At 51.7% G+C, this 19,660-nt stretch carries 20 protein-coding genes and 1 tRNA gene; 8 read left to right on the top strand and 13 right to left on the bottom strand.

Annotated features, from left to right (window positions below; genetic code table 11):
- Positions 1 to 13: 13 nt before the first annotated feature.
- The 3 genes from mtoX (at position 14) to EP25_RS0114340 (ending at position 4,170) form a co-directional block, all read left to right on the top strand.
- Complete coding sequence (gene mtoX, locus EP25_RS0114350) at positions 14 to 1,390, top strand: methanethiol oxidase (RefSeq protein ID WP_036300647.1); 1,377 nt, start codon at positions 14 to 16, stop codon at positions 1,388 to 1,390.
- Positions 1,391 to 1,459: 69 nt separating this feature from the next.
- Positions 1,460 to 3,331 (top strand): cytochrome c peroxidase, encoded by a 1,872-nt coding sequence (locus tag EP25_RS0114345; protein WP_031434531.1) that lies wholly within the window; start codon positions 1,460 to 1,462, stop codon positions 3,329 to 3,331.
- Positions 3,332 to 3,531: 200 nt separating this feature from the next.
- Positions 3,532 to 4,170, top strand: a complete 639-nt coding sequence (locus EP25_RS0114340; RefSeq protein ID WP_031434530.1) for an OmpA family protein — start codon at positions 3,532 to 3,534, stop codon at positions 4,168 to 4,170.
- A gap of 55 nt (positions 4,171 to 4,225) precedes the next feature.
- Here the strand turns inward: EP25_RS0114340 and EP25_RS0114335 are convergent, their stop codons facing one another.
- Positions 4,226 to 5,014, bottom strand: a complete 789-nt coding sequence (locus tag EP25_RS0114335) for a sulfite exporter TauE/SafE family protein (RefSeq protein WP_031434529.1) — start codon at positions 5,012 to 5,014, stop codon at positions 4,226 to 4,228.
- Positions 5,015 to 5,106: 92 nt separating this feature from the next.
- On the opposite strand from EP25_RS0114335, the gene EP25_RS0114330 reads away from it, so the two are divergent.
- Positions 5,107 to 6,345 (top strand): multifunctional CCA addition/repair protein, encoded by a 1,239-nt coding sequence (locus EP25_RS0114330; RefSeq protein WP_031434528.1) that lies wholly within the window; start codon positions 5,107 to 5,109, stop codon positions 6,343 to 6,345.
- Here EP25_RS0114330 and EP25_RS0114325 read toward each other — a convergent pair.
- Entirely contained in the window at positions 6,332 to 7,027 is a 696-nt protein-coding gene (locus tag EP25_RS0114325) for a hypothetical protein (protein WP_031434527.1), read from the bottom strand. The genes EP25_RS0114330 and EP25_RS0114325 overlap by 14 nt on opposite strands.
- Before the next feature lie 85 nt (positions 7,028 to 7,112).
- Between EP25_RS0114325 and EP25_RS0114320 the strand changes: the two genes are divergently transcribed.
- Positions 7,113 to 7,595 (top strand): YajQ family cyclic di-GMP-binding protein, encoded by a 483-nt coding sequence (locus tag EP25_RS0114320; RefSeq protein WP_031434526.1) that lies wholly within the window; start codon positions 7,113 to 7,115, stop codon positions 7,593 to 7,595.
- Between the two features lie 15 nt (positions 7,596 to 7,610).
- Here EP25_RS0114320 and EP25_RS0114315 read toward each other — a convergent pair whose 3' ends face one another.
- The 9 genes from EP25_RS0114315 to rpsU all read right to left on the bottom strand — a co-directional run bounded on the left by EP25_RS0114315 (position 7,611) and on the right by rpsU (position 16,293).
- Positions 7,611 to 8,498, bottom strand: coding sequence for a CPBP family intramembrane glutamic endopeptidase (locus EP25_RS0114315; RefSeq protein WP_031434525.1), 888 nt, complete (start codon positions 8,496 to 8,498; stop codon positions 7,611 to 7,613).
- Positions 8,495 to 9,232 carry a 16S rRNA (uracil(1498)-N(3))-methyltransferase gene (locus tag EP25_RS0114310; RefSeq protein ID WP_031434524.1) on the bottom strand — a complete coding sequence of 246 codons (738 nt, stop codon included), beginning with the start codon at positions 9,230 to 9,232 and terminating at the stop codon, positions 8,495 to 8,497. The genes EP25_RS0114315 and EP25_RS0114310 overlap by 4 nt, the downstream gene beginning before the upstream one ends.
- Before the next feature lie 90 nt (positions 9,233 to 9,322).
- Complete coding sequence (gene ahcY / locus EP25_RS0114305; RefSeq protein WP_031434523.1) at positions 9,323 to 10,615, bottom strand: adenosylhomocysteinase; 1,293 nt, start codon at positions 10,613 to 10,615, stop codon at positions 9,323 to 9,325.
- A gap of 17 nt (positions 10,616 to 10,632) precedes the next feature.
- Positions 10,633 to 11,793: a methionine adenosyltransferase gene (metK, locus tag EP25_RS0114300; RefSeq protein ID WP_031434522.1), complete on the bottom strand. Its 1,161-nt coding sequence runs from the start codon at positions 11,791 to 11,793 to the stop codon at positions 10,633 to 10,635.
- A 64-nt stretch (positions 11,794 to 11,857) separates the two neighbouring features.
- Positions 11,858 to 11,934 (bottom strand) — tRNA-Ile (locus EP25_RS0114295).
- Positions 11,935 to 11,962: 28 nt separating this feature from the next.
- Complete coding sequence (rpoD, locus tag EP25_RS0114290) at positions 11,963 to 13,759, bottom strand: RNA polymerase sigma factor RpoD (RefSeq protein WP_031434521.1); 1,797 nt, start codon at positions 13,757 to 13,759, stop codon at positions 11,963 to 11,965.
- Between the two features lie 73 nt (positions 13,760 to 13,832).
- Positions 13,833 to 15,572 carry a DNA primase gene (gene dnaG, locus EP25_RS0114285; RefSeq protein ID WP_031434520.1) on the bottom strand — a complete coding sequence of 580 codons (1,740 nt, stop codon included), beginning with the start codon at positions 15,570 to 15,572 and terminating at the stop codon, positions 13,833 to 13,835.
- Positions 15,573 to 15,592: 20 nt separating this feature from the next.
- On the bottom strand, positions 15,593 to 16,042 hold the full coding sequence (locus EP25_RS0114280) for a GatB/YqeY domain-containing protein (protein ID WP_031434519.1): 450 nt from the start codon (positions 16,040 to 16,042) through the stop codon (positions 15,593 to 15,595).
- A gap of 17 nt (positions 16,043 to 16,059) precedes the next feature.
- Positions 16,060 to 16,293 carry a 30S ribosomal protein S21 gene (gene rpsU, locus EP25_RS0114275; protein ID WP_031434518.1) on the bottom strand — a complete coding sequence of 78 codons (234 nt, stop codon included), beginning with the start codon at positions 16,291 to 16,293 and terminating at the stop codon, positions 16,060 to 16,062.
- Positions 16,294 to 16,395: 102 nt separating this feature from the next.
- Here rpsU and tsaD point away from each other — a divergent pair, with 102 nt between their 5' ends.
- On the top strand, positions 16,396 to 17,406 hold the full coding sequence (tsaD, locus tag EP25_RS0114270) for a tRNA (adenosine(37)-N6)-threonylcarbamoyltransferase complex transferase subunit TsaD (RefSeq protein ID WP_031434517.1): 1,011 nt from the start codon (positions 16,396 to 16,398) through the stop codon (positions 17,404 to 17,406).
- A 15-nt stretch (positions 17,407 to 17,421) separates the two neighbouring features.
- Here tsaD and plsY read toward each other — a convergent pair whose 3' ends face one another.
- The gene (gene plsY, locus EP25_RS0114265) at positions 17,422 to 17,994 is read right to left on the bottom strand and encodes a glycerol-3-phosphate 1-O-acyltransferase PlsY (RefSeq protein WP_031434516.1); all 573 of its coding nucleotides are present in this window, start codon (positions 17,992 to 17,994) and stop codon (positions 17,422 to 17,424) included.
- Positions 17,995 to 18,082: 88 nt separating this feature from the next.
- On the opposite strand from plsY, the gene folB reads away from it, so the two are divergent.
- Both folB and folK read left to right on the top strand, forming a co-directional pair.
- Complete coding sequence (folB, locus tag EP25_RS0114260) at positions 18,083 to 18,442, top strand: dihydroneopterin aldolase (RefSeq protein ID WP_031434515.1); 360 nt, start codon at positions 18,083 to 18,085, stop codon at positions 18,440 to 18,442.
- Positions 18,439 to 18,939 carry a 2-amino-4-hydroxy-6-hydroxymethyldihydropteridine diphosphokinase gene (gene folK / locus EP25_RS0114255; RefSeq protein ID WP_031434514.1) on the top strand — a complete coding sequence of 167 codons (501 nt, stop codon included), beginning with the start codon at positions 18,439 to 18,441 and terminating at the stop codon, positions 18,937 to 18,939. Before folB ends, folK begins: the two co-directional genes overlap by 4 nt.
- Here folK and EP25_RS0114250 read toward each other — a convergent pair.
- Positions 18,928 to 19,659, bottom strand: a complete 732-nt coding sequence (locus tag EP25_RS0114250) for a pteridine reductase (protein ID WP_031434513.1) — start codon at positions 19,657 to 19,659, stop codon at positions 18,928 to 18,930. The two genes, folK and EP25_RS0114250, sit on opposite strands and share 12 nt — an antisense overlap.
- Position 19,660 lies beyond the last annotated feature (1 nt).

Below are 19,660 nucleotides of genomic sequence, written 5' to 3'. Positions count from 1 at the left end.
TAGAGGAAGGAACATGAATAAATCGAGTATAACTAAAATAAAGTTGCCACAGTTTTTCAAAGCCAGTTGCGTAAGCTTTGCCCTGTTGCTGACCGCGAACCAAGCGGCGGCCGACGAAACCTGCCAATCGCCTTATATGGCCAAAATAGTCGGCCAGGAAGACTTCGTCTATATCTGGACCCTTGGCATGGAAGGCATCGGCGACGAACAGGACAAGCTGGTCACCGTCGACGTCAATCCTAAGTCGCCCAGTTATGGCAAAGTCGTCAATACCTTGTCGGTCGGCGGGCGCAACGAAGCTCATCATTCCGGCTTCACCGACGACCGAAAATATTTGTGGGCGGGCGGACTGGACACCAACAAGATTTTTATCTTCGATGTGCATAGCGATCCCGGCAAACCTAAACTAACGAAAGTCATTACCGATTTCGTCAGTAAAAGCGGCGGCGTGGTTGGGCCGCATACCACCTACGCCCTACCCGGACGCATGATGATCACCGGCCTGTCCAATAACAAGGACCATGGCGGCCGCACCGGCTTGGTCGAATACAGCAACAGCGGCGACTATATCGCCACCCACTGGACTCCGACCGACAGCGATTTGCGCAGCGCGATCAAAACCGGCAACTATGCCGATGGCTACGGCTACGATGTCCGCGTATTGCCTCGCCGCAATGCGATGTTCACATCCTCCTTCACCGGTTGGACCAATTACATGATGGATTTCGGAAAGATGCTGAGTGATGCGGAAGCGATGAAACGTTTCGGCAATACCGTCGTGCAATGGGATCTACATGCGCGCAAACCGAAAAAAGTATTCGACGTCCCGGGAGCACCGCTGGAAATCCGTTGCGCCTGGGGAGCGAACCATAATTACTGCTTCACGACCACGGCATTGACTTCGAAGATCTGGCTGCTGTACGAAGACGAACAAGGCCAATGGCAAGCCAAAGACGTCGCCGATATCGGCGATCCCAGCAAGATTCCGTTACCGGTCGACATTTCCATCCAAAGCGACGACCAGATGCTCTGGGTCAATACCTTCATGGACGGCAAAACACGAGCCTTCGACATCTCCGATCCGTTCCATCCAAAGCAAGTGTTCGAACAAAAAATTGGCGCTCAGGTCAACATGGTATCCTCCAGCTGGGACGGTAAGCGCCTGTACTACACATCCTCGCTATTGGCCAACTGGGACAAAAAAGGCAAGGATAACGAGCAATATTTCAAATCGTTTGCTTGGGACGGCAAAAAGCTGACTCAGCAGTTCGCCATCGATTTCATCGAGGAAAAATTGGGCCGCCCTCATCAAATGCGGTTCGGCGCTTATTCCTTATATGCAGGGCAACAAAACGCCAAACCGTTGGATTTGTTAGCTGCGAGTCGATAAACAATCGAGTTGGGTTGCGAATGACTGTCTCGCCGAAGCAATCGTAACCCAACCGGGTTTGAGATCATCATGAAAAATTTATTCTCTCTTCTCCTGCCTGTTCTGCTCATTGGCCAGACTCTGTACGCAGACACACAGACTCTCGCTCCCGGATACGCCCCCCTGCAGTTCGAAGCGCCAACACCGGGAAGTTATACCTTGCCTGTTATAGGCCGGGCTGCAGACGGCACGGTGTTATCTAGCGACAATCAAAGCCAACAACTGCACGAACTCATGGGCGATAAAATCGTGCTGCTCAGCTTTATTTATTCAACCTGTAGCGATGTCAACGGCTGTCCTTTGGCAACTGCGGTGTTTCATAAAATAAAGCGCAGATTGCTGAAAGAACCGCAACTGGCAAAACAATTGCGACTATTGACGCTGAGCTTCAACCCCGAGCACGATACGCCGGAAGCCATGCGCCATTATGGTTCCGGACTTACCGATAAAACAGTAGATTGGCGTTTTTTGACCACGGCATCGGAACGGCAATTGCAACCGATCTTAGATAATTATCAACAGAGCATCCAAAAAATATATGACGAAAAAGGCAACTTTACCGGCACGTTTTCCCATATCCTGCGCGTCTATCTAATCGATAAAGACAAACAACTGCGCAATATTTACAGCGTATCTTTTCTACATGCCGACACGCTGATTAACGACGTAAAAACATTGTTGGCGGAAAACGGTAAAACATCCGTTGCGGCCCAACCAGAAAATATCGATCAGTTTCAAGCCGGCGACGACAAGCAACGCTACGACCAATCCGACTATCAAACCCACTCAATAGCGCTGACTCATCGCCGAGGCCAAGCTACCGATTTAATGAATTACTTCAATAATCCGCCGTTAGGATTGCCGGCACCCTTCTCCCCGGACGACAACCCAGTCACAGAGGAAAAAGTCGCGCTGGGCAGAAAACTGTTTTATGACCGCCGTTTATCGCTGAACAATACGTTTTCCTGCGCAATGTGCCATGTCCCGGAACAAGGCTTTAGCAGCAATGAAATCGCCACTGCGGTCGGCATCGAAGGCCGCAGCGTCAGGCGCAACAGCCCGACGCTTTACAACGTCGCCTACGCGCCGCTGCTATTCCACGATGGTCGTGAAAACACCCTGGAGCAACAGGTTTGGGGGCCATTGTTGGCGCATAACGAAATGGGTAATCCATCGATCGGCTATGTCATCGACAAAATCAAGGGATTACCGGACTACGCCGGTTTATTCGAAAACGTGTTCAACAAGGCGCCGACCATGGAAACGATCGGCCAGGCCATCGCCAGTTACGAACGCACGCTGAATTCGGCCGACTCGCCCTTCGACCGCTGGTTTTTCGGCAAACGGGAAAATGCCGTGAATGAATCGGCCAAACGCGGCTTCAAGCTGTTTTCAGGCAAAGCCGGTTGCAGCAGTTGTCATCGTATCGAGCGATCCCATGTCTTATTCAGCGACTATCAATTGCACAATACCGGCATCGGCTATCGCGAAGCGATGCTGAAACCGTCCGCCAAACAGAAGGTCCAATTAGCGCCGGGCGTTTTCATCGAGGTCGACAGCGATACGCTCGCAGCGGTGTCAGGCCCCAAACCAAACGACCTGGGACGTTACGAAATCACGCAAAACCCCAAGGATCGTTGGAAATACAAGACACCTACGCTGCGCAATATTGCGTTGACCGCGCCTTACATGCATAACGGCTCGCTGTCGACTCTGGAAGAGGTCGTCCGATTTTACAACCAAGGCGGCATCGCCAATGAAAACCTGGACCCATCAATCAAACCGTTGCATTTGACGGAAAACGACATCGGCGACCTAGTCGCATTCCTGCAATCCCTTACCGGGAGCAATGTCGATGAACTTGTTGCCGATGCTTATGCCGCACCGATCGGAGATCTTTGAGTATGAAAGTCAGGATTATGCTAAAAATAAATTCCCGCAGAGCGTTTCAATCTTTATTCCCACGCAAAGCGCGGAAATGGTAGAGCTGCTCCTGGAAGTTATTTACAGCCATACCCTTAAGTGCCATTATTCAATCATTCATCTATTATTAAGCTAAACTTTTTAGACTTTCATTATTTGCAAATACTGGAGATTTTATTATGAAAAAAATTGCAGGAATTTTGTTGGCTTCGTCGCTATTGGCCGGCTGTTCCATCGACCCGTATACCGGTGAGCAGAAAGTCGCCAATACCGGCTGGGGCGCGGGAACCGGCGCGGCGGTCGGCGCGGCCAGCGGCGCCCTGATCGGCGGCGATGCCAAAGGCGCCCTGATCGGCGCGGCGGCCGGCGCGGCCTTGGGTAGCGGCATCGGCTATTACATGGACCGTCAGGAAGCTCAGCTGCGCGCTCGTTTGGAAGGAACTGGCGTGCGGGTACAACGGCAAGGCGATAACCTCAAGCTGATCATGCCGGGCAATATCACCTTTGCCACCGACTCTTCGGATGTCAGCCCCAATTTTTATCCGGTCCTTGATTCGGTCGCGATGGTTCTCAACGAATTCGACAAAACCAGCATTGACGTTGCCGGTTTCACCGACTCCACAGGTAGCGACATGTACAATCAGGAGCTGTCCGAGCGACGCGCCAACAGCGTTGCGAGTTACTTGGTCCGTTCCGGGGTACGACACGGCCGCATTCAGGCCCGTGGCTTCGGCGAACGTTACCCGGTCGCATCGAATGACGACCCGATGGGACGCGCGCAAAACCGCCGCGTCGAAATCAGCATCCGTCCCAATTAATGTCCTAACGTAACTATCGCACAGGCGCTTACAATAAGCGCCTGTCACCAATTTTTTAAAACATCATCTTCAACGCCATAATAAACAGGATGGCGGAAAAATAACGCTTCAATTTTTGTGCGGGCAGTTTATGCGCAAGTTTTACCCCATATGGGGCCGTTAGCATGCTTAGCGCGGTGATGCCGATGAACGACGGCAAATAAACATAGCCGACACTCCCCATCGGCAGGGAAGTGTCTCCCCAGCCCAGCAAGGCATAACTGAAGGTTCCAGCGACGGCAATGGGCAAGCCGCAGGCGCTGGAAACAGCTACCGCATTTTTCATTTCCAACCGTTGTCCCAGCAAATAAGGAACGGTAATAGTCCCGCCACCGATGCCTAATAAACTCGACAACAGACCTATTACCCCCCCGGCGAAATAATCCAACCAGAATCCTTGTCGTTCCAAATTCAACACCGGTTTTCGCTGCAATGCCATATTAGTGCCGATAAACAGCAAATAGAGAATGAACAACCCGCGCAAGACGCCGCTACTGAGCAAATCGGCAAATAACGCCCCCATTACCGCGCCTACGATGATCCCCGGCACCAGGCGGAACACCCGTTGCCAGATCACGGCATGCTTACGTTGATGGGAAACAACCGTCACCGTGGCGGTTGGAATAATGGTCGCTAAGGAAGTCGCCACAGCCATGATCATGATCAAGTCGGGATCAAATCGATAGCCTTCAAATATCCAAGCCAATACCGGAACGATCAACAGACCGCCTCCCAGTCCGAACACCCCCGCCACGACTCCGGCGAACGCGCCCAAAACCAGGCTGAACAAAAAAATTTCCCACATGTCTTTTCTCTTCTGTCATATTATTCCTGCAACATCATGACTACTTTATACTACGCTGTTAGACAGTTGCAAAAACAAGCATTTCGGAGGCTATGAAAACATATTTAGTGGGCGGAGCGGTTCGCGATTATCTGTTAAACAGACCGGTCAAGGAAAAGGACTGGGTGGTCGTCGGCGAAACGCCCGAGTCGATGATCGCTCAGGGCTTCAAACCGGTCGGCAAGGATTTCCCGGTATTCCTGCATCCGCAATCCCATGACGAATACGCGCTGGCCCGCACCGAACGTAAAACGGCTCCCGGTTACAAGGGGTTCGCCGTTCACGCTTCTCCCGATGTCACCTTGGAAGAAGATTTGATCCGCCGCGATCTGACCATCAATGCCATGGCCATGGACGAGGATGGCGTCATCATCGACCCCTATCACGGCAGGCGCGATCTCGAGCAACGCATCTTCCGCCACATCTCTCCCGCCTTCAGCGAGGACCCGGTCAGGATTCTGCGCGTTGCCCGCTTCGCCGCTCGCTATGCCCATCTAGGCTTCACCTTAGCGCCGGAAACCCGCGACTTGATGGAGCTCATGGTGCGTAACGGCGAGGCCGAACACCTGGTCGCCGAGCGGGTCTGGGCCGAACTGCACAGAGCCCTGCTGGAGCCAACCCCTACCGCATTTTTTCGTACACTCAAGGAATGTATGGCGCTGGACTCGATCTTCCCCGAAATTGCGCGCCTGTTCGGCGTGCCGCAACCGGCGCAATACCACCCTGAAATCGATACCGGACTCCATACGATGATGGTCCTGGAGCAAGCCGCCCTGCTTTCCGACAAGGCCGAAGTGCGGCTAGCGGCCTTACTGCATGATTTGGGCAAAGGATTGACGCCAACCGAAGACTGGCCTTTCCACCATGCCCATGAAAAAAACGGTTTGCCGGTATTAGAACAGTTCTGCGAGCGGCTAAGAGTGCCCAAGCATTTCAAAACCTTAAGCCAACAGGTCATGCGTTACCACACGCACTGCCACCGCGTCACCGAACTACGCGCCAATACCTTGGTCGATGTGCTGCAGGCATTGAATGCATTCAAGCCCAAACATAATCTGGAGGATTTTTTACTGGCTTGCAAGGCCGATATGAGAGGTCGCAAGGGATTCGAGCATAAAGCCTATCCTCAGGCCAAGTATATGGCCGAGGCAGCTGCCGCAGCCGCCGCCGTTGATACGTCCGAGGCCGTAAAAAGCGGCTTGAAAGGAGCGCAAATTGGCGCGGCAATTAGAAACCTGCGCATTGCCGCGATCAAACGCTTTATTGCGCAACGGAAAACTAAATTGGAATAAAGGCGGTCGCCACCGCCTGAATCACATTCTTGATTTGTCTATGCGTTCTATCGGCCATGATTTGCGCCAGCATATCCTGGGCATTGATCATCTTGCCGAACAAACGTTCGAAGCTCAGATTGATATGTTCGCTATCGCCGGAACTCAACAAATACAGCTCTCCGCGACTATTTCGCTTGGTCCGTAACAACCATGACGCCAATTCGATATTGCGGGCGCTGTCGTAGAGCTTCTGGGCTTCCAGCATATTGTGCAAATAAAACGATCGATGGCCGTCATAGGAATCCAATACCATCGTCTCCAAACCGCCGACAAATGCCCTGACCCTGTCTCCCCGGTATGCTTCCTCGAATGCCAGACGGATACAATCGACACTTCGCTTACCCTCGATCTCCGGAAACGGATCTCCTGACAAAGCATCGACCGCGGCTTGCAAGGACTCGTAACCGCCTTTCTTCCATTCGGACGGATTACGCTTGTACAGCTTGACCGATAATTCCTTCAACGAATCGAGCACCTTCCGCTGATGGGTTTCCGATACCAGGTCGATGTCGTTTTTAACCACCGATGACATCTCAAAATCCCGTCCTTTGACATTTTTACTGGTTGAGCAAGCGCTGACTGAAACCATGACCAGGACGACCGCTATCGTCGGCAATGCGTTAAGGAACCGAATTTTCATTGGTATTTACTCTACAATGCATTGAAAAAAAACTACAACAAAATTATAGTTAAACTCCTTTATTTTAGTTAATGATTCAAGAAGAATGCCATCATTTGATATCGTATCCGAATTCGACTGTCATGAAGTCACCAACGCTGTCGATCAAGCCAACAGGGAAGTATCCACCCGTTTCGACTTTAAAGGGTCGAACGCGACCTTCGAGCAACAGGAAGACAGTATCGTCATGAAGGCAGAATCGGGCTTTCAGCTCCAGCAAATGCTGCCGATTCTGTATTCCAAAATGACCAAGCGCGGCATCGACATCGGCTGTTTGGAGAGCGGCGATCCGCAAACCAGCGGCAAAACCGCCCAGCAGAGCATTACGCTCAAGCAAGGACTGGACAGCACCCTCTCGAAAAAAATCGTCAAGTTGATTAAAGACAAGAAGATGAAAGTCCAGGCGGCCATTCAAGGCGATAAGGTGCGCGTCACCGGCAAAAAAAGAGACGATCTACAGCAAGTCATCCAAATGCTACGGGAAGAAGACCTCGGCCAGCCTTTGCAATTCAATAACTTTCGCGATTGAACGGCATGGGGCCGCTTAGGCCCCACTACTCCACTTGCCGGTATTTTTCCACAGATAATAGGCTGCGATCGCCATGGACAGCCAGACAGTCACCAACGGCCCCACCACGCCATCGTAGCTACTCACCAGATACAGATAATCCGACTGCTGGTTCGTGTCGAAAAAATCCTTGCTGACCTTGATTTGCCAAACCCAACCGGCATGGCAGCCAACGCAGATACCGAGGCTGTTTTCGAATTCCGTTCTGATGACGGCCAAAAACACGCCGACCACCCATAATGCCAGCAACGCGGACAGAATTTCCGGATTTACCCAATTGACGAATGCTTCACCCAGCAAACGAAAACCGCTGGTTATAGTCAATTCATCATAAGGAACATCGGTTTTGCTTTTCAGGAAATGCAGCGCGGCATAATAGAACGAACTGAGCAAAATGGCCGCCAGCAAATACATTTTGCGCCGAAAAGCCGCCAACAAGATGCCACGAAACAAAGGCTCTTCGACGAAAGAAATCAGCAACGCCAGCAACAAGGCGACCGTGATTTTTTTTATCCCTTTCATCACGGTCCACTCCCTGCCGACATCGAACACATGGATATCGAGACCGTACAAAACCAACAATACGGGCAACAAGGTCACGATACCGAGCAGCACTCCCAGCCCCATTTGCCGGATAAATTGCCTACGCGGCGCGAAACCCAAGTCCGACCAGGATAACTGCAACCATTTTCTTAGCGGAAAAATACTCAACACCAACAGTACTTGCGTTCCCTTGCTTATCACTTTGCGTAATTCAACCACGTCGCCCGTAAGCAGCAAGACAAAATATCCCAACACACAGGCCAGCGAAGCCAGTGCAACCAGCAGCAGCAAAGGCAGCAAGGAATAAGCCAGCTGTCTCATCGGATAAAATCTCCCCATAAAGTTTGTACCGCGGTCACGGCCGCCAGCACGGCCGTTTCGGTCCGCATGATGCGCGGCCCCATCCTTACCGGCTTAAACCCAGCGGCCTTGGCATCCTCTCGCTCTTGTTCTGTGAACCCGCCTTCCGGGCCGGACAACAGCGTCACGCAACCATTGCTGCCGGGTTGTAAATTCGCCAGTGACTGTTCTGCGTAAGGATCCAGGAATAATTTGAGGCCTTGTTGCGCCGGCGCCCAGGAAGCCAACGCCTCGATCCCGGGCATCTCCGCCAGAACGGTCCGTCCCGATTGTTCCGCCGCATGCCGGACGATATGCCGCCAATGCTGTAACCGCAGCCGTTTTTTTTCTTCATCCCTGAATTTGATCACGCACCGTTCAGTCAACAACGGCGTGATTCGCGCTACGCCCAATTCAACGGCTTTTTGCACGGCCCAATCCATGCGATCGCCGCGAGAAATACTCAAACCCAGCGAGACACTCAGACTGGACTCCACACTGCGATCGTTGTATTGCTCTACTTCGACGACCACCTCTTTTTTACTGACCAGCGCTAAACGGCCATAAAATTCACCGCCATGGCCGTTGAACAAAACGATTTGCTGTCCTTTTTTCAGGCGCAACACCGTGCGCACATAATGCGCTTCGTCATCGCTTAGATCGATCGATACACCTGGCGTCAATGCCTGGCTGACATGTAATCTGGAAACTCGCATAGGATAAAACTTAATGGATGCCTTCGACTCTTCTGCAATAAAAAAGGAGCACGAAGCTCCTTTTTTACAAGCCGAATGGCAATAATTGCATCAATAACGGTAATGATCCGGCTTATAAGGTCCTTCAACCGGGACGTTTAGATAATCAGACTGTTCCTGGGTCAGTTCTGTCAATTTCACACCCAGTTGCATCAAGTGGGAACGAGCCACCTTTTCATCCAGTATTTTCGGCAGTACATAGACCTTGTTTTCGTATTTATCGGCGTTATTCCACAGCTCGATCTGCGCCAACACCTGGTTACAGAAGGAGTTGGACATGACGAAGCTGGGATGGCCAGTAGCGCAGCCCAAATTGACCAAACGGCCTTCCGCCAGCACGATCAATCTCTTGCCGTCCGGGAAAATGACGTGATCGACCTGAGGCTTGATGTTTTCCCAAGCGTATTGGCGCAGTGCGGCGATCTCGATTTCGGAATCGAAGTGACCGATATTACAGACGATAGCCTGATCCTTCATCGCCTTCATGTGCTCGTGGGTGATGACCTTGCAGTTACCGGTCGCGGTCACGAAGATATTGGCGACAGGAGCCGCTTCATCCATCGTCACGACGCGGTAGCCCTCCATCGCCGCCTGCAAGGCGCAGATCGGATCGATTTCGGTAATCCAAACCGTCGCTCCCAGGCCACGCAAGGATTGCGCACAGCCTTTACCGACATCGCCATAACCGCAAACCACGGCGATCTTTCCGGCCACCATGACATCGGTGGCCCGCTTGATGCCGTCGACCAACGATTCACGACAACCATACAAATTGTCGAACTTGGATTTGGTCACGGAATCGTTGACATTGAACGCCGGCACTTTCAACGTACCTTTCTTGACCATATCGTACAAACGCAACACGCCGGTCGTCGTTTCTTCCGACAAACCTATGACGTCGCCCATCAATTCCGGAAATTTTTCGTGCATCATCAGCGTCAAGTCGCCGCCGTCGTCCAGAATCATATTCGGACGCCAACCATCGGGACCGAGGATGGTTTGTTCGATACACCATTCCGCTTCCGCTTCGGTTTCGCCTTTCCAGGCGAACACCGGAATACCGGCGGCCGCCATCGCCGCCGCGGCGTGATCCTGGGTGGAGAAAATATTGCAGGACGACCATCTGACTTCCGCGCCCAACGCCGTCAACGTTTCGATCAACACCGCCGTTTGAATGGTCATGTGCAAACAACCGGCAATGCGGGCGCCTTTCAGCGGTTGTTGCGCGCCGTATTCTTCACGCAACGCCATCAAACCCGGCATTTCCGTTTCGGCGATACTGATTTCCTTACGGCCCCATTCCGCCAGACTGATGTCGGCGACTTTATAATCTTCTACACTCATCTTTCTATCCTATCTTGTTACAGGCCGACCCAATCTTTGATGGCTTCGACTTTATCGGTTTTTTCCCAGCTAAAGGAAGCTTCGGTGCGGCCGAAATGACCGTAAGCCGCGGTCGGCCGATAAATCGGCTTCAACAGACCCAGCTGGGCGATCAAGCCTTTCGGTCTCAGATCGAAATGCTCTTTGATGATTTCCACCAGCTTGTCCTCGCCGACTTTGCCGGTACCGAACGTTTCGACACTGATCGAAGTCGGCTCGGCCACGCCGATCGCATAGGAAACCTGAATTTCGCAACGCTCCGCCAAACCGGCGGCGACGATATTTTTCGCCACATATCTAGCCATATATGCCGCCGAACGGTCCACTTTGGAAGGGTCCTTACCGGAGAACGCGCCCCCTCCGTGTCTGGCCATACCGCCGTAAGTATCGACGATGATTTTACGACCGGTCAAACCGCAGTCGCCGACCGGACCGCCGATAATAAATTGACCGGTGGGATTTATGAAGAATTTGGTATCGGCATGCAGCCATTCTTTCGGCAGAGTCGGCAAAATGATTTCATCCATCACCGCCTCTTCCAGCAATTTGCCGCCGATTTCCGGCGAATGCTGTGTCGACAGAACCACCGCGTCGATGGCGACCGGTTTGTTGTCTTCGTAACGGAACGTGATTTGGCTCTTGGCGTCGGGACGCAACCACGGCAACGTGCCGTTTTTACGAATTTGCGCCTGACGTTCGACCAATCTGTGCGAGTAAGTAATTGGAGCCGGCATGAACACATCGGTTTCGTTGGAGGCATAACCGAACATCAAGCCTTGGTCTCCAGCGCCCTGCTCATGATCTTCGCTGTCATCGACACCCATCGCGATATCGGGAGACTGCTTGCCAATTGCGTTCAATACCGCGCATGTTTTGCCGTCGAAACCGATCTCGCCATGATCGTAACCAATCTCGCAGACGACCTTGCGCACCAATTCCTCGGTATCGACCCAGGCTTCGGTAGTAATTTCGCCGGCCAAAATAACCATACCTGTCTTGACCATCGTCTCACAGGCCACGCGCGATTTCGGGTCTTGCGCCAACAATGCATCTACCACCGCATCGGAAACCTGGTCCGCGACTTTGTCCGGGTGTCCCTCGGAGACCGATTCCGATGTAAATATAAAATTATTACTCACTGTGATTTCCTCATGACTAAATCTAACAGATATGTAAAAGGCCGCATTCGCGGCCTTTTAAAAGTGGTGGGCCCTCCCAGGCTCGAACTGGGGACCTGCCGATTATGAGTCGGATGCTCTAACCAACTGAGCTAAAGGCCCTTATACTGACGAAATGACCTCGGCTGCGTCAATCATTATCAAGGAAACATCGCAATTGCTCGGATCGCGACGGATGCCTTAATTTTCTCAACGCCTTGGCCTCGATCTGACGGATCCGTTCCCGGGTCACATCAAATTGTTTGCCTACTTCTTCCAAGGTATGGTCGGTGTTCATGTTGATCCCGAAGCGCATACGCAATACCTTGGCTTCGCGCGCGGTCAATCCGGCCAAAACATTTTGCGTGGACTCGCGCAAGCCTGCGATTGTAGCAGATTCTACCGGAGATAACACCTTCGCATCCTCAATAAAATCGCCCAGATGGGAATCTTCGTCATCACCGATCGGCGTTTCCATCGAAATCGGCTCTTTGGCGATCTTCAATACCTTACGCACCTTATCTTCCGGCATATCCATACGTTCCGCCAATTCCTCGGGCGTCGCCTCCCGTCCCATTTCCTGGAGGATTTGGCGAGACACACGATTCAACTTATTAATGGTTTCGATCATGTGCACCGGAATGCGGATCGTTCTGGCTTGGTCTGCGATCGAACGGGTGATGGCCTGCCTGATCCACCAGGTGGCATAGGTGGAAAATTTATAGCCGCGGCGGTATTCGAATTTATCGACCGCCTTCATCAAGCCGATATTGCCCTCCTGAATCAAATCCAGAAACTGCAAACCGCGATTAGTGTATTTCTTAGCAATCGAAATCACCAGCCTCAGATTCGCCTCGATCATCTCTTTTTTCGCGCGACGCGCCTTGGCTTCGCCGATCGAAATGCGCCGGTTGATATCTTTCAGAGCGGCAATAGTCAAACCATATTTATCCTCAATCTCGGCCAGTTCGCTTTGCGCATTTCTGATGCCTTCTTCATGCTCCCGCAACACTTGCGCGTACTTATGCCCATCTCCAAGATATTGATCCAACCATTTGGAACTCGCTTCATTTTGCGTAAAGGAATTAATAAATTCCTTCTTCGACATTTTCGCCTTTTTGACGCAGATATCGAGAATAAATTTCTCTCTTTCTCTGATCATCGCAGTCACTATGGCCGCCGCATTGACCATTTTCTTCAGGTACTGCGGGGTCCATTTGAACTCGGCGAAACATTGCGCCATTTCGTCAAAAAGTTGCTCGGTCTTCTTATGGTCATAACCGTTCTTCCGGATCGATTCTTGGACTTGCTCGTAGACAGTCCTTAGCTTATCGACCTTCTCCTTAACCTCGTCATAATCCAACACCTTGCTATCGTCATCGTCGTCGCCCGAATCCGCGTCGTTATTAACATCCTCGGGTTCGGACAAGTCTGCGAAACCTGTCAGCATGTCATTCAATCTGACGCTGGAATCCTCTTCCAGAACTTCGTCAAAGGAACTTAAAAACGAGTCGATGATAAAACCCGAACGCGACAAACCCTCGATAATTTGCTGCTGTCCGTTCTCGATACGCTTGGCTATCTTTAGTTCCTCATCCCTCGTCAAAAGCTCCACCGAACCCATTTCCCGCATGTACATGCGCACCGGATCGGTGGTTCGGCCGAATTCGCTATCCACCGATGCCAAGGCGGCAACTTCCTCTACATCTTCATCGTCATCAGTACTGACTGCAGCATCCGAGCTAATCAAAGAATCGTCATCATCAGGCGCGACTTCATAAACCTGAATCCCCATATCATTAATCATGCCGATAATATCTTCGATCTGATCGGGATCGACGATATCGCTAGGCAAATGATCGTTTACCTCCGCATAAGTCAGGTACCCTTGATGTTTACCCTTAGCGATCAATTGTTTAAGTTGGGATTGCTGTTGTTCTTGATTCATTCTACACTCACAAAATACCTTCGGCAGCTAACGCTACCGAACAGGAAATTATAGCACCAAATCACAAATTTATTTAAGCGCTCTTATTGCTTAATAGTTTTAGCAACACTTCATTTTCCCCCGCCGTCAATCCTTCTTTAGTCTTTTTATCCCACAAATAGTCTATATAGTGTTCGCGCCCTTGTTTTTCAACCCGAGCAAACGCTCCTTCAAACTCCGCATTCTCGTCGAATTGAACGACGCCCTCGGGCTTGACTACCAAGTTCGCCAACACTCGCACTTCCTTTTCCCATTGCCTCCCTCTATAAAATTCGAGCAAAATAGCTGTATTGCCTGGCTGTTCGACCTCAATCGTGCGCAAAATATCCAATAACAGCTCTTTACCTGAAAACCGCAACAAATCCCAATCAGGTTGCAAATCCCCCAACACCTCGGCCAAACGGGGATTTTGCAACAGCAATGCAATAACCACCCTTAGCGGTGTCAATTTGAAACTTTCCCCCCGCTTTACCTTAGCCGCATTCGGGGTAAGTTTAGACTGATTCTGCAATTCATCCAGTCCACTTCCGCCCGACAATTCCCGTAAGCGAACAAACATCAAATCTTTGAAAAAGCCTTCTGGCATTTGCTCCAGGTAAGGCTTTGCTTCTTTTAACAAGCGCGCCTTAGCTTCTACGCTGTTCAACATCCGACCTTCCGTCAGATGCGCAAAGAAGTAATCCGACAAAGGCAGAGCCGCATCGATTCTCGCCGCAACACCGTCAACACCTTCCTCTCGAACTAGCGAATCCGGGTCCTGTCCTTGCGGCAACAACATGACCTTGACCTGTCGCCCATCGCGCAAGCTTGGAAAGGCCGCCTCCACCGCCCTCCAAGCAGCCTGTCTCCCGGCATTGTCGCCATCGAAACAAAGCACCACTTCGGAACTGAAACGAAATAACAGATCCAGATGACTTCTGGAGGTTGCGGTCCCCAAGGTCGCGACAGCGTAATCGATACCAAACTGCGCCAGAGCAATCACGTCCATATAGCCTTCGACCACCAGTATGCGCCGAGGCCGGCTGTTTTTTTCCAATAACTCATAAAGCCCGTAGACCTCGCGGCCCTTGGAAAATACCGCGGTTTCCGGTGAGTTGATATACTTGGGCAGCGAGTCATCCAAAACCCTGCCGCCGAAACCAATCACTCGCTTTCGTTTATCGCGAATCGGAAACATTAAACGGCCGCGAAACCGGTCATAGACCCTACCGGCATCATTACTGGCAAGCAGCCCGGCCTCCATCAACAGCTTCCGGTCAAACCGGCCCACCAAGGCATCCCAGCCTTCCGGTGCATACCCCAGAGCGTAATGCTTGGCGATTTCGCCACTTACCCCGCGTCCTTTCAAATAAGCCACCGCGATCTTGCAACCGCTCGCACGCAATTGTTCTTGATAAAAAGCGGCCACTCGAGCCAACAAGTCATAAATGGCTGATGCATTTTTACCGACAGCCTCGGCAGTATAAGCCCTGGTCTCTCGAGGCACCTCGATACCGACGAACGAAGCCAAATCCTCGACTGCCTCGACGAAATCAAGATGGTTGTAATCCATCAGAAAATTGATGGCATCACCACCCGCGCCACAACCAAAACAATGATAAAGTTGCTTTTTACGACTGACGGAAAAACTAGGCGTTTTTTCGTTGTGGAAAGGACAGCGGGCAACAAAATTGCTGCCGGACTTTTTTAAAGGAACATGCGAATCGATCAGGTCTACTATATCGACCCGCACCAGGAGATCTTTTATGAATTCACGAGGAATGCTGCCGGACATTACACCGGACAATCAAAGATTTAAGCGGATAACGCGGCCTTGATCTTGCCACTCACCACCGACATATCGGCACGGCCTTGCATTTGCGGCTTCAGCAATCCCATTACCTTGCCCATTTCTTTGATCGATTCGGCGCCGGATTCCGCTATGGCCTGCGCGACCATTGCATCGATTTCTTCATCGCTCAACGCTTGCGGCAGAAAATCTTCGATAACCGAAATTTCCTTCTCCTCCACACTCGCCAAATCATCACGACCGGCTTCGCGATATTGCCTGATCGACTCGCGGCGTTGTTTGCGCATCTTATCCATCACAGCAATCACGCCGTCGTTATCAAGCTCGACCCGCTCATCAATCTCGATCTGCTTGATCGCCGCCATGATCATGCGAATCACGCCCAATCTGCCTTTATCGCCCCCCTTCATGGAGGCCTTCATATCATCCTTGATACGGTCTTTTAATGATTCCATAGCGCGCAAACCAACAATTATACTTGGGGACGACCACGACGCAGATTCTTCAACGCATAACGCTCACGCGCCAATTTTTTCAGATGACGCTTGACCGCTGCGGCACCTTTGCGTTTACGTTCCGCCGTTGGTTTTTCATAAAATTCACGGCGACGAACTTCCGACAATACACCCGCTTTTTCGCACGCGCGCTTGAAACGACGAATTGCGATATCAAATGGTTCGTTTTCTTTTACTTTTACTGCTGGCATTATTAATAATCCGATTTATGTTAATATTTTTAAGTTCGTTGAGAGACAAACCCAACAGAGAACTCGCAATTATACCCGTCAAAATTATTTTATTCAAACTCAATGTACATTTTAGGTATCGAAACCTCCTGCGACGAAACCGGCGTCGCCGTCTATCATTCCGAGCGCGGCCTGATTGCTCATTCCTTATATAGCCAAGTGTTGATGCACAGCGAATACGGCGGCGTCGTGCCAGAACTGGCATCGCGCGACCATATCCGCAAACTGGTTCCGCTAATCAAGCAATGCTTGAGCGACGGCCAAGTCAAAACGACCGACATCGCCGGCATCGCCTACACCGCGGGCCCCGGCCTAATGGGCGCCCTGCTGGTCGGCGCCGCCACCGCCCGCAGTCTGGCCTGGACCTGGAGGGTTCCGGCGATTGCCGTACACCACATGGAAGGCCATCTTTTGGCGCCGATGCTGGAACCCAATCCGCCACGCTACCCGTTTGTCGCCCTGTTGATATCCGGCGGCCATACTATGCTGGTCCAAGTCGAAAACATCGGCCGCTATACCTTGCTCGGCGAATCACTAGACGATGCCGCCGGCGAAGCGTTCGATAAAACGGCAAAAATGCTGGAATTGGGCTATCCCGGCGGCCCGAAACTGGCCGAACTTGCCAAGCGCGGCAAGGAACGTTTCGATTTTCCGCGCCCCATGACCGACCGGCCAGGCTTGGATTTCAGTTTTAGCGGCTTGAAAACATTCACCCTTAATACCTTGAACAATACCGACAAAACCGATCAAGACAAGGCCGATATCGCTTATGCCTTCCAGAAGGCAACGGCCGAAACCCTGACCATCAAATGCAAACGCGCCATCCGGCAAACCGGCCTGAAAACGCTGGTTATCGCCGGCGGCGTCAGCGCCAACCAAGCGATCCGCGCCCATCTGCAAGAAATGGCGCGGCAACAAAAGGTGCAATTGTATTTTCCGAGACTGGATTTCTGCACCGACAACGGCGCGATGATTGCCTATGCCGGCTGCCAACGCCTGCTGGCCGGACAACAAGAAGACCTACAAATTTTCGCCCGGCCACGCTGGCCCATAGAAGAGTTGCTGAGCGTTTAACCCTGCTAAAACCAGTTAACGCTCTTCTCCCGCCAGCAAGCGTTGAATATTGGCGCGATGCCGCCACAACAAAATCGTCGAAATCAACACGAAGGTAATGACCAGGTTGGCATCGCCGACAATCAACCAAACATATACCGGCGTCAAGGTAGCGGCAATCAAAGCCGCCAACGAGGAAATACCGCCGATTTTATAGACGATGAACCAGGTGCCCGACACGACAATCCCCAACAGCCAGGTAACACCCAGCGTGACCCCGAACGACGTCGCCACCCCTTTGCCACCTTTAAAGCCAAAAAACAGCGGATACAAATGGCCTAAAAAAGCGGCGAACACGACACAGGACAATACCAAACTATCCGCCCCCATCGCCTTTGCCACCAATACGGGAACCAGCCCCTTCAAGGCATCGCCCAACAATGTGATCGCGGCCGCCTTTTTTCCGCCGATGCGCATAACATTGGTGGCGCCAGGATTTCCCGACCCTTGATTTCTCGGATCTTCCAGCCCCATCAACCGACAAACGATAATCGCGCTAGACACCGAACCAAACAAATAGGCCGCCGGCACAAGCAACCACTCAATCATATTCAATACCCTCCAAAAACTTGTCTCCCAGCGGCGTTTCCCCGATACTGGTAATTCTTTAACGCAATATAATAACCGGAAAACACCAATGGACATCATCTTTTTGGGCGGCCTCGAAATCGACACCGTCATCGGCATCTATGACTGGGAAAGAGAGATCAAACAAACCATTGTGCTGGACATCGAAATGGCCTACGATATCAGTAAAGCTGCGGAAACCGATGACATTGCCCACACCCTGGACTATAAAGCCGTGACCGAAAGAGTGGTCGAATTTGTCGAACAAAGCGAATTTTTTCTGGTCGAAAAATTGATTGAGGAAATTGCCGCCATGCTGCGGCAAGAATTCAACATCCCCTGGATCAGGATCGTGTTGAACAAAAAAGGGGCGATCACCCGAGCCAAGGATGTCGGCATCATTATCGAGCGAGGTGAAAAAAAGCCATGACGACGGGCTATATCAGTATCGGCAGCAATATCGATAAGGAACACAACATTCCCTCCAGCCTCGATGCACTGAACAAACATTTCGGCAAACTGGTCATATCCAGTATTTACGAAACTGAACCGGTCGGCTTCAGCGGCGAAAACTTTCATAACTTGGTGGTCAAGTTTGAATCGGCATTGGAAGCCAAACAAGTCGGCAAGATATTGCGCCAAATTGAACTGGACCATGGCCGCACCCGCGATTCACAAAAATTTTCCGCCCGCACCCTCGATCTTGACCTGATCCTTTACGGAGACCAGATTATCAACGAAGGCCGTCTGCGGGTACCGCGCGACGAAATCGAACGCTACGCCTTTGTCCTGGAACCCTTGGCCGAGATCGCCGGCGATCAATTGCACCCAATCACCGGAAAAAGTTATCGGCAAATGTGGGACGAATACGACAAAACCGGCTTGCACCAGAAAAAAATCGCTCCCGCCCGACAATCAGCAGAATAAGCTTCTGCCGCCGTCCACCGCCAGAATCTGCCCGGTCACGTAATCCGCTTCGTTGATCAAAAAACGCAACGCCCGGGCAATATCCATCGGCTCTCCGCAACGCCGCAGAGTCACCCGCTGCAAAATCTCGTCCTTCATTTCCTGGCCCATATCGTCTTCCGGCCACAATATCGCGCCCGGCGCGATGCCGTTGACTCTGACTTCCGGCCCCAACTCCTTGGCCAACGAACGGGTCATCGCCGCCAGGCCGGCCTTTGCAATACTGTAGACCGGGTAACTTTTGAGCCCTCTTTCGGCATGAATATCGATGATATTGACGACACAGCCCTGCCTTTGCCGCAGCGACGGCACTAATGCCTGCGCCAGGAAAAAAGGCGCTTTCAGGTTACTGCCCAGCAGCACCTCCCAATCCCGCTCGGCCACCTCCTCGATCTCGGTCGGATAAAAGGTCGACGCATTATTGACCAACACGTCGATACCACCCCATGCCGCCTTCGCCTGCTCGGCCAGCCCCCATAATTCATCCATGTTTATTAAATCGGCCTGGACGGCGATAGCCGAACCGGCCCGCCGTTGATTTAATTCGTCGCGAAGCGACTCCGCCTCAGCGATGGAGGATCTATAATGTAAACAAATATTAAAACCCTCGGCATGCAGCAGGCGCGCACAAGCCGCCCCTATTCTTCTGGCGGCGCCGGTAATCAGCACATTTTTAACCATG

The sequence above is a fragment of the Methylomarinum vadi genome (assembly GCF_000733935.1).
Classification (GTDB): Bacteria; Pseudomonadota; Gammaproteobacteria; order Methylococcales; family Methylomonadaceae; genus Methylomarinum; species Methylomarinum vadi.
The sequence above is the reverse complement of the archived record's forward strand: the minus strand, read 5'-3'. Positions and strand labels throughout refer to the sequence as shown.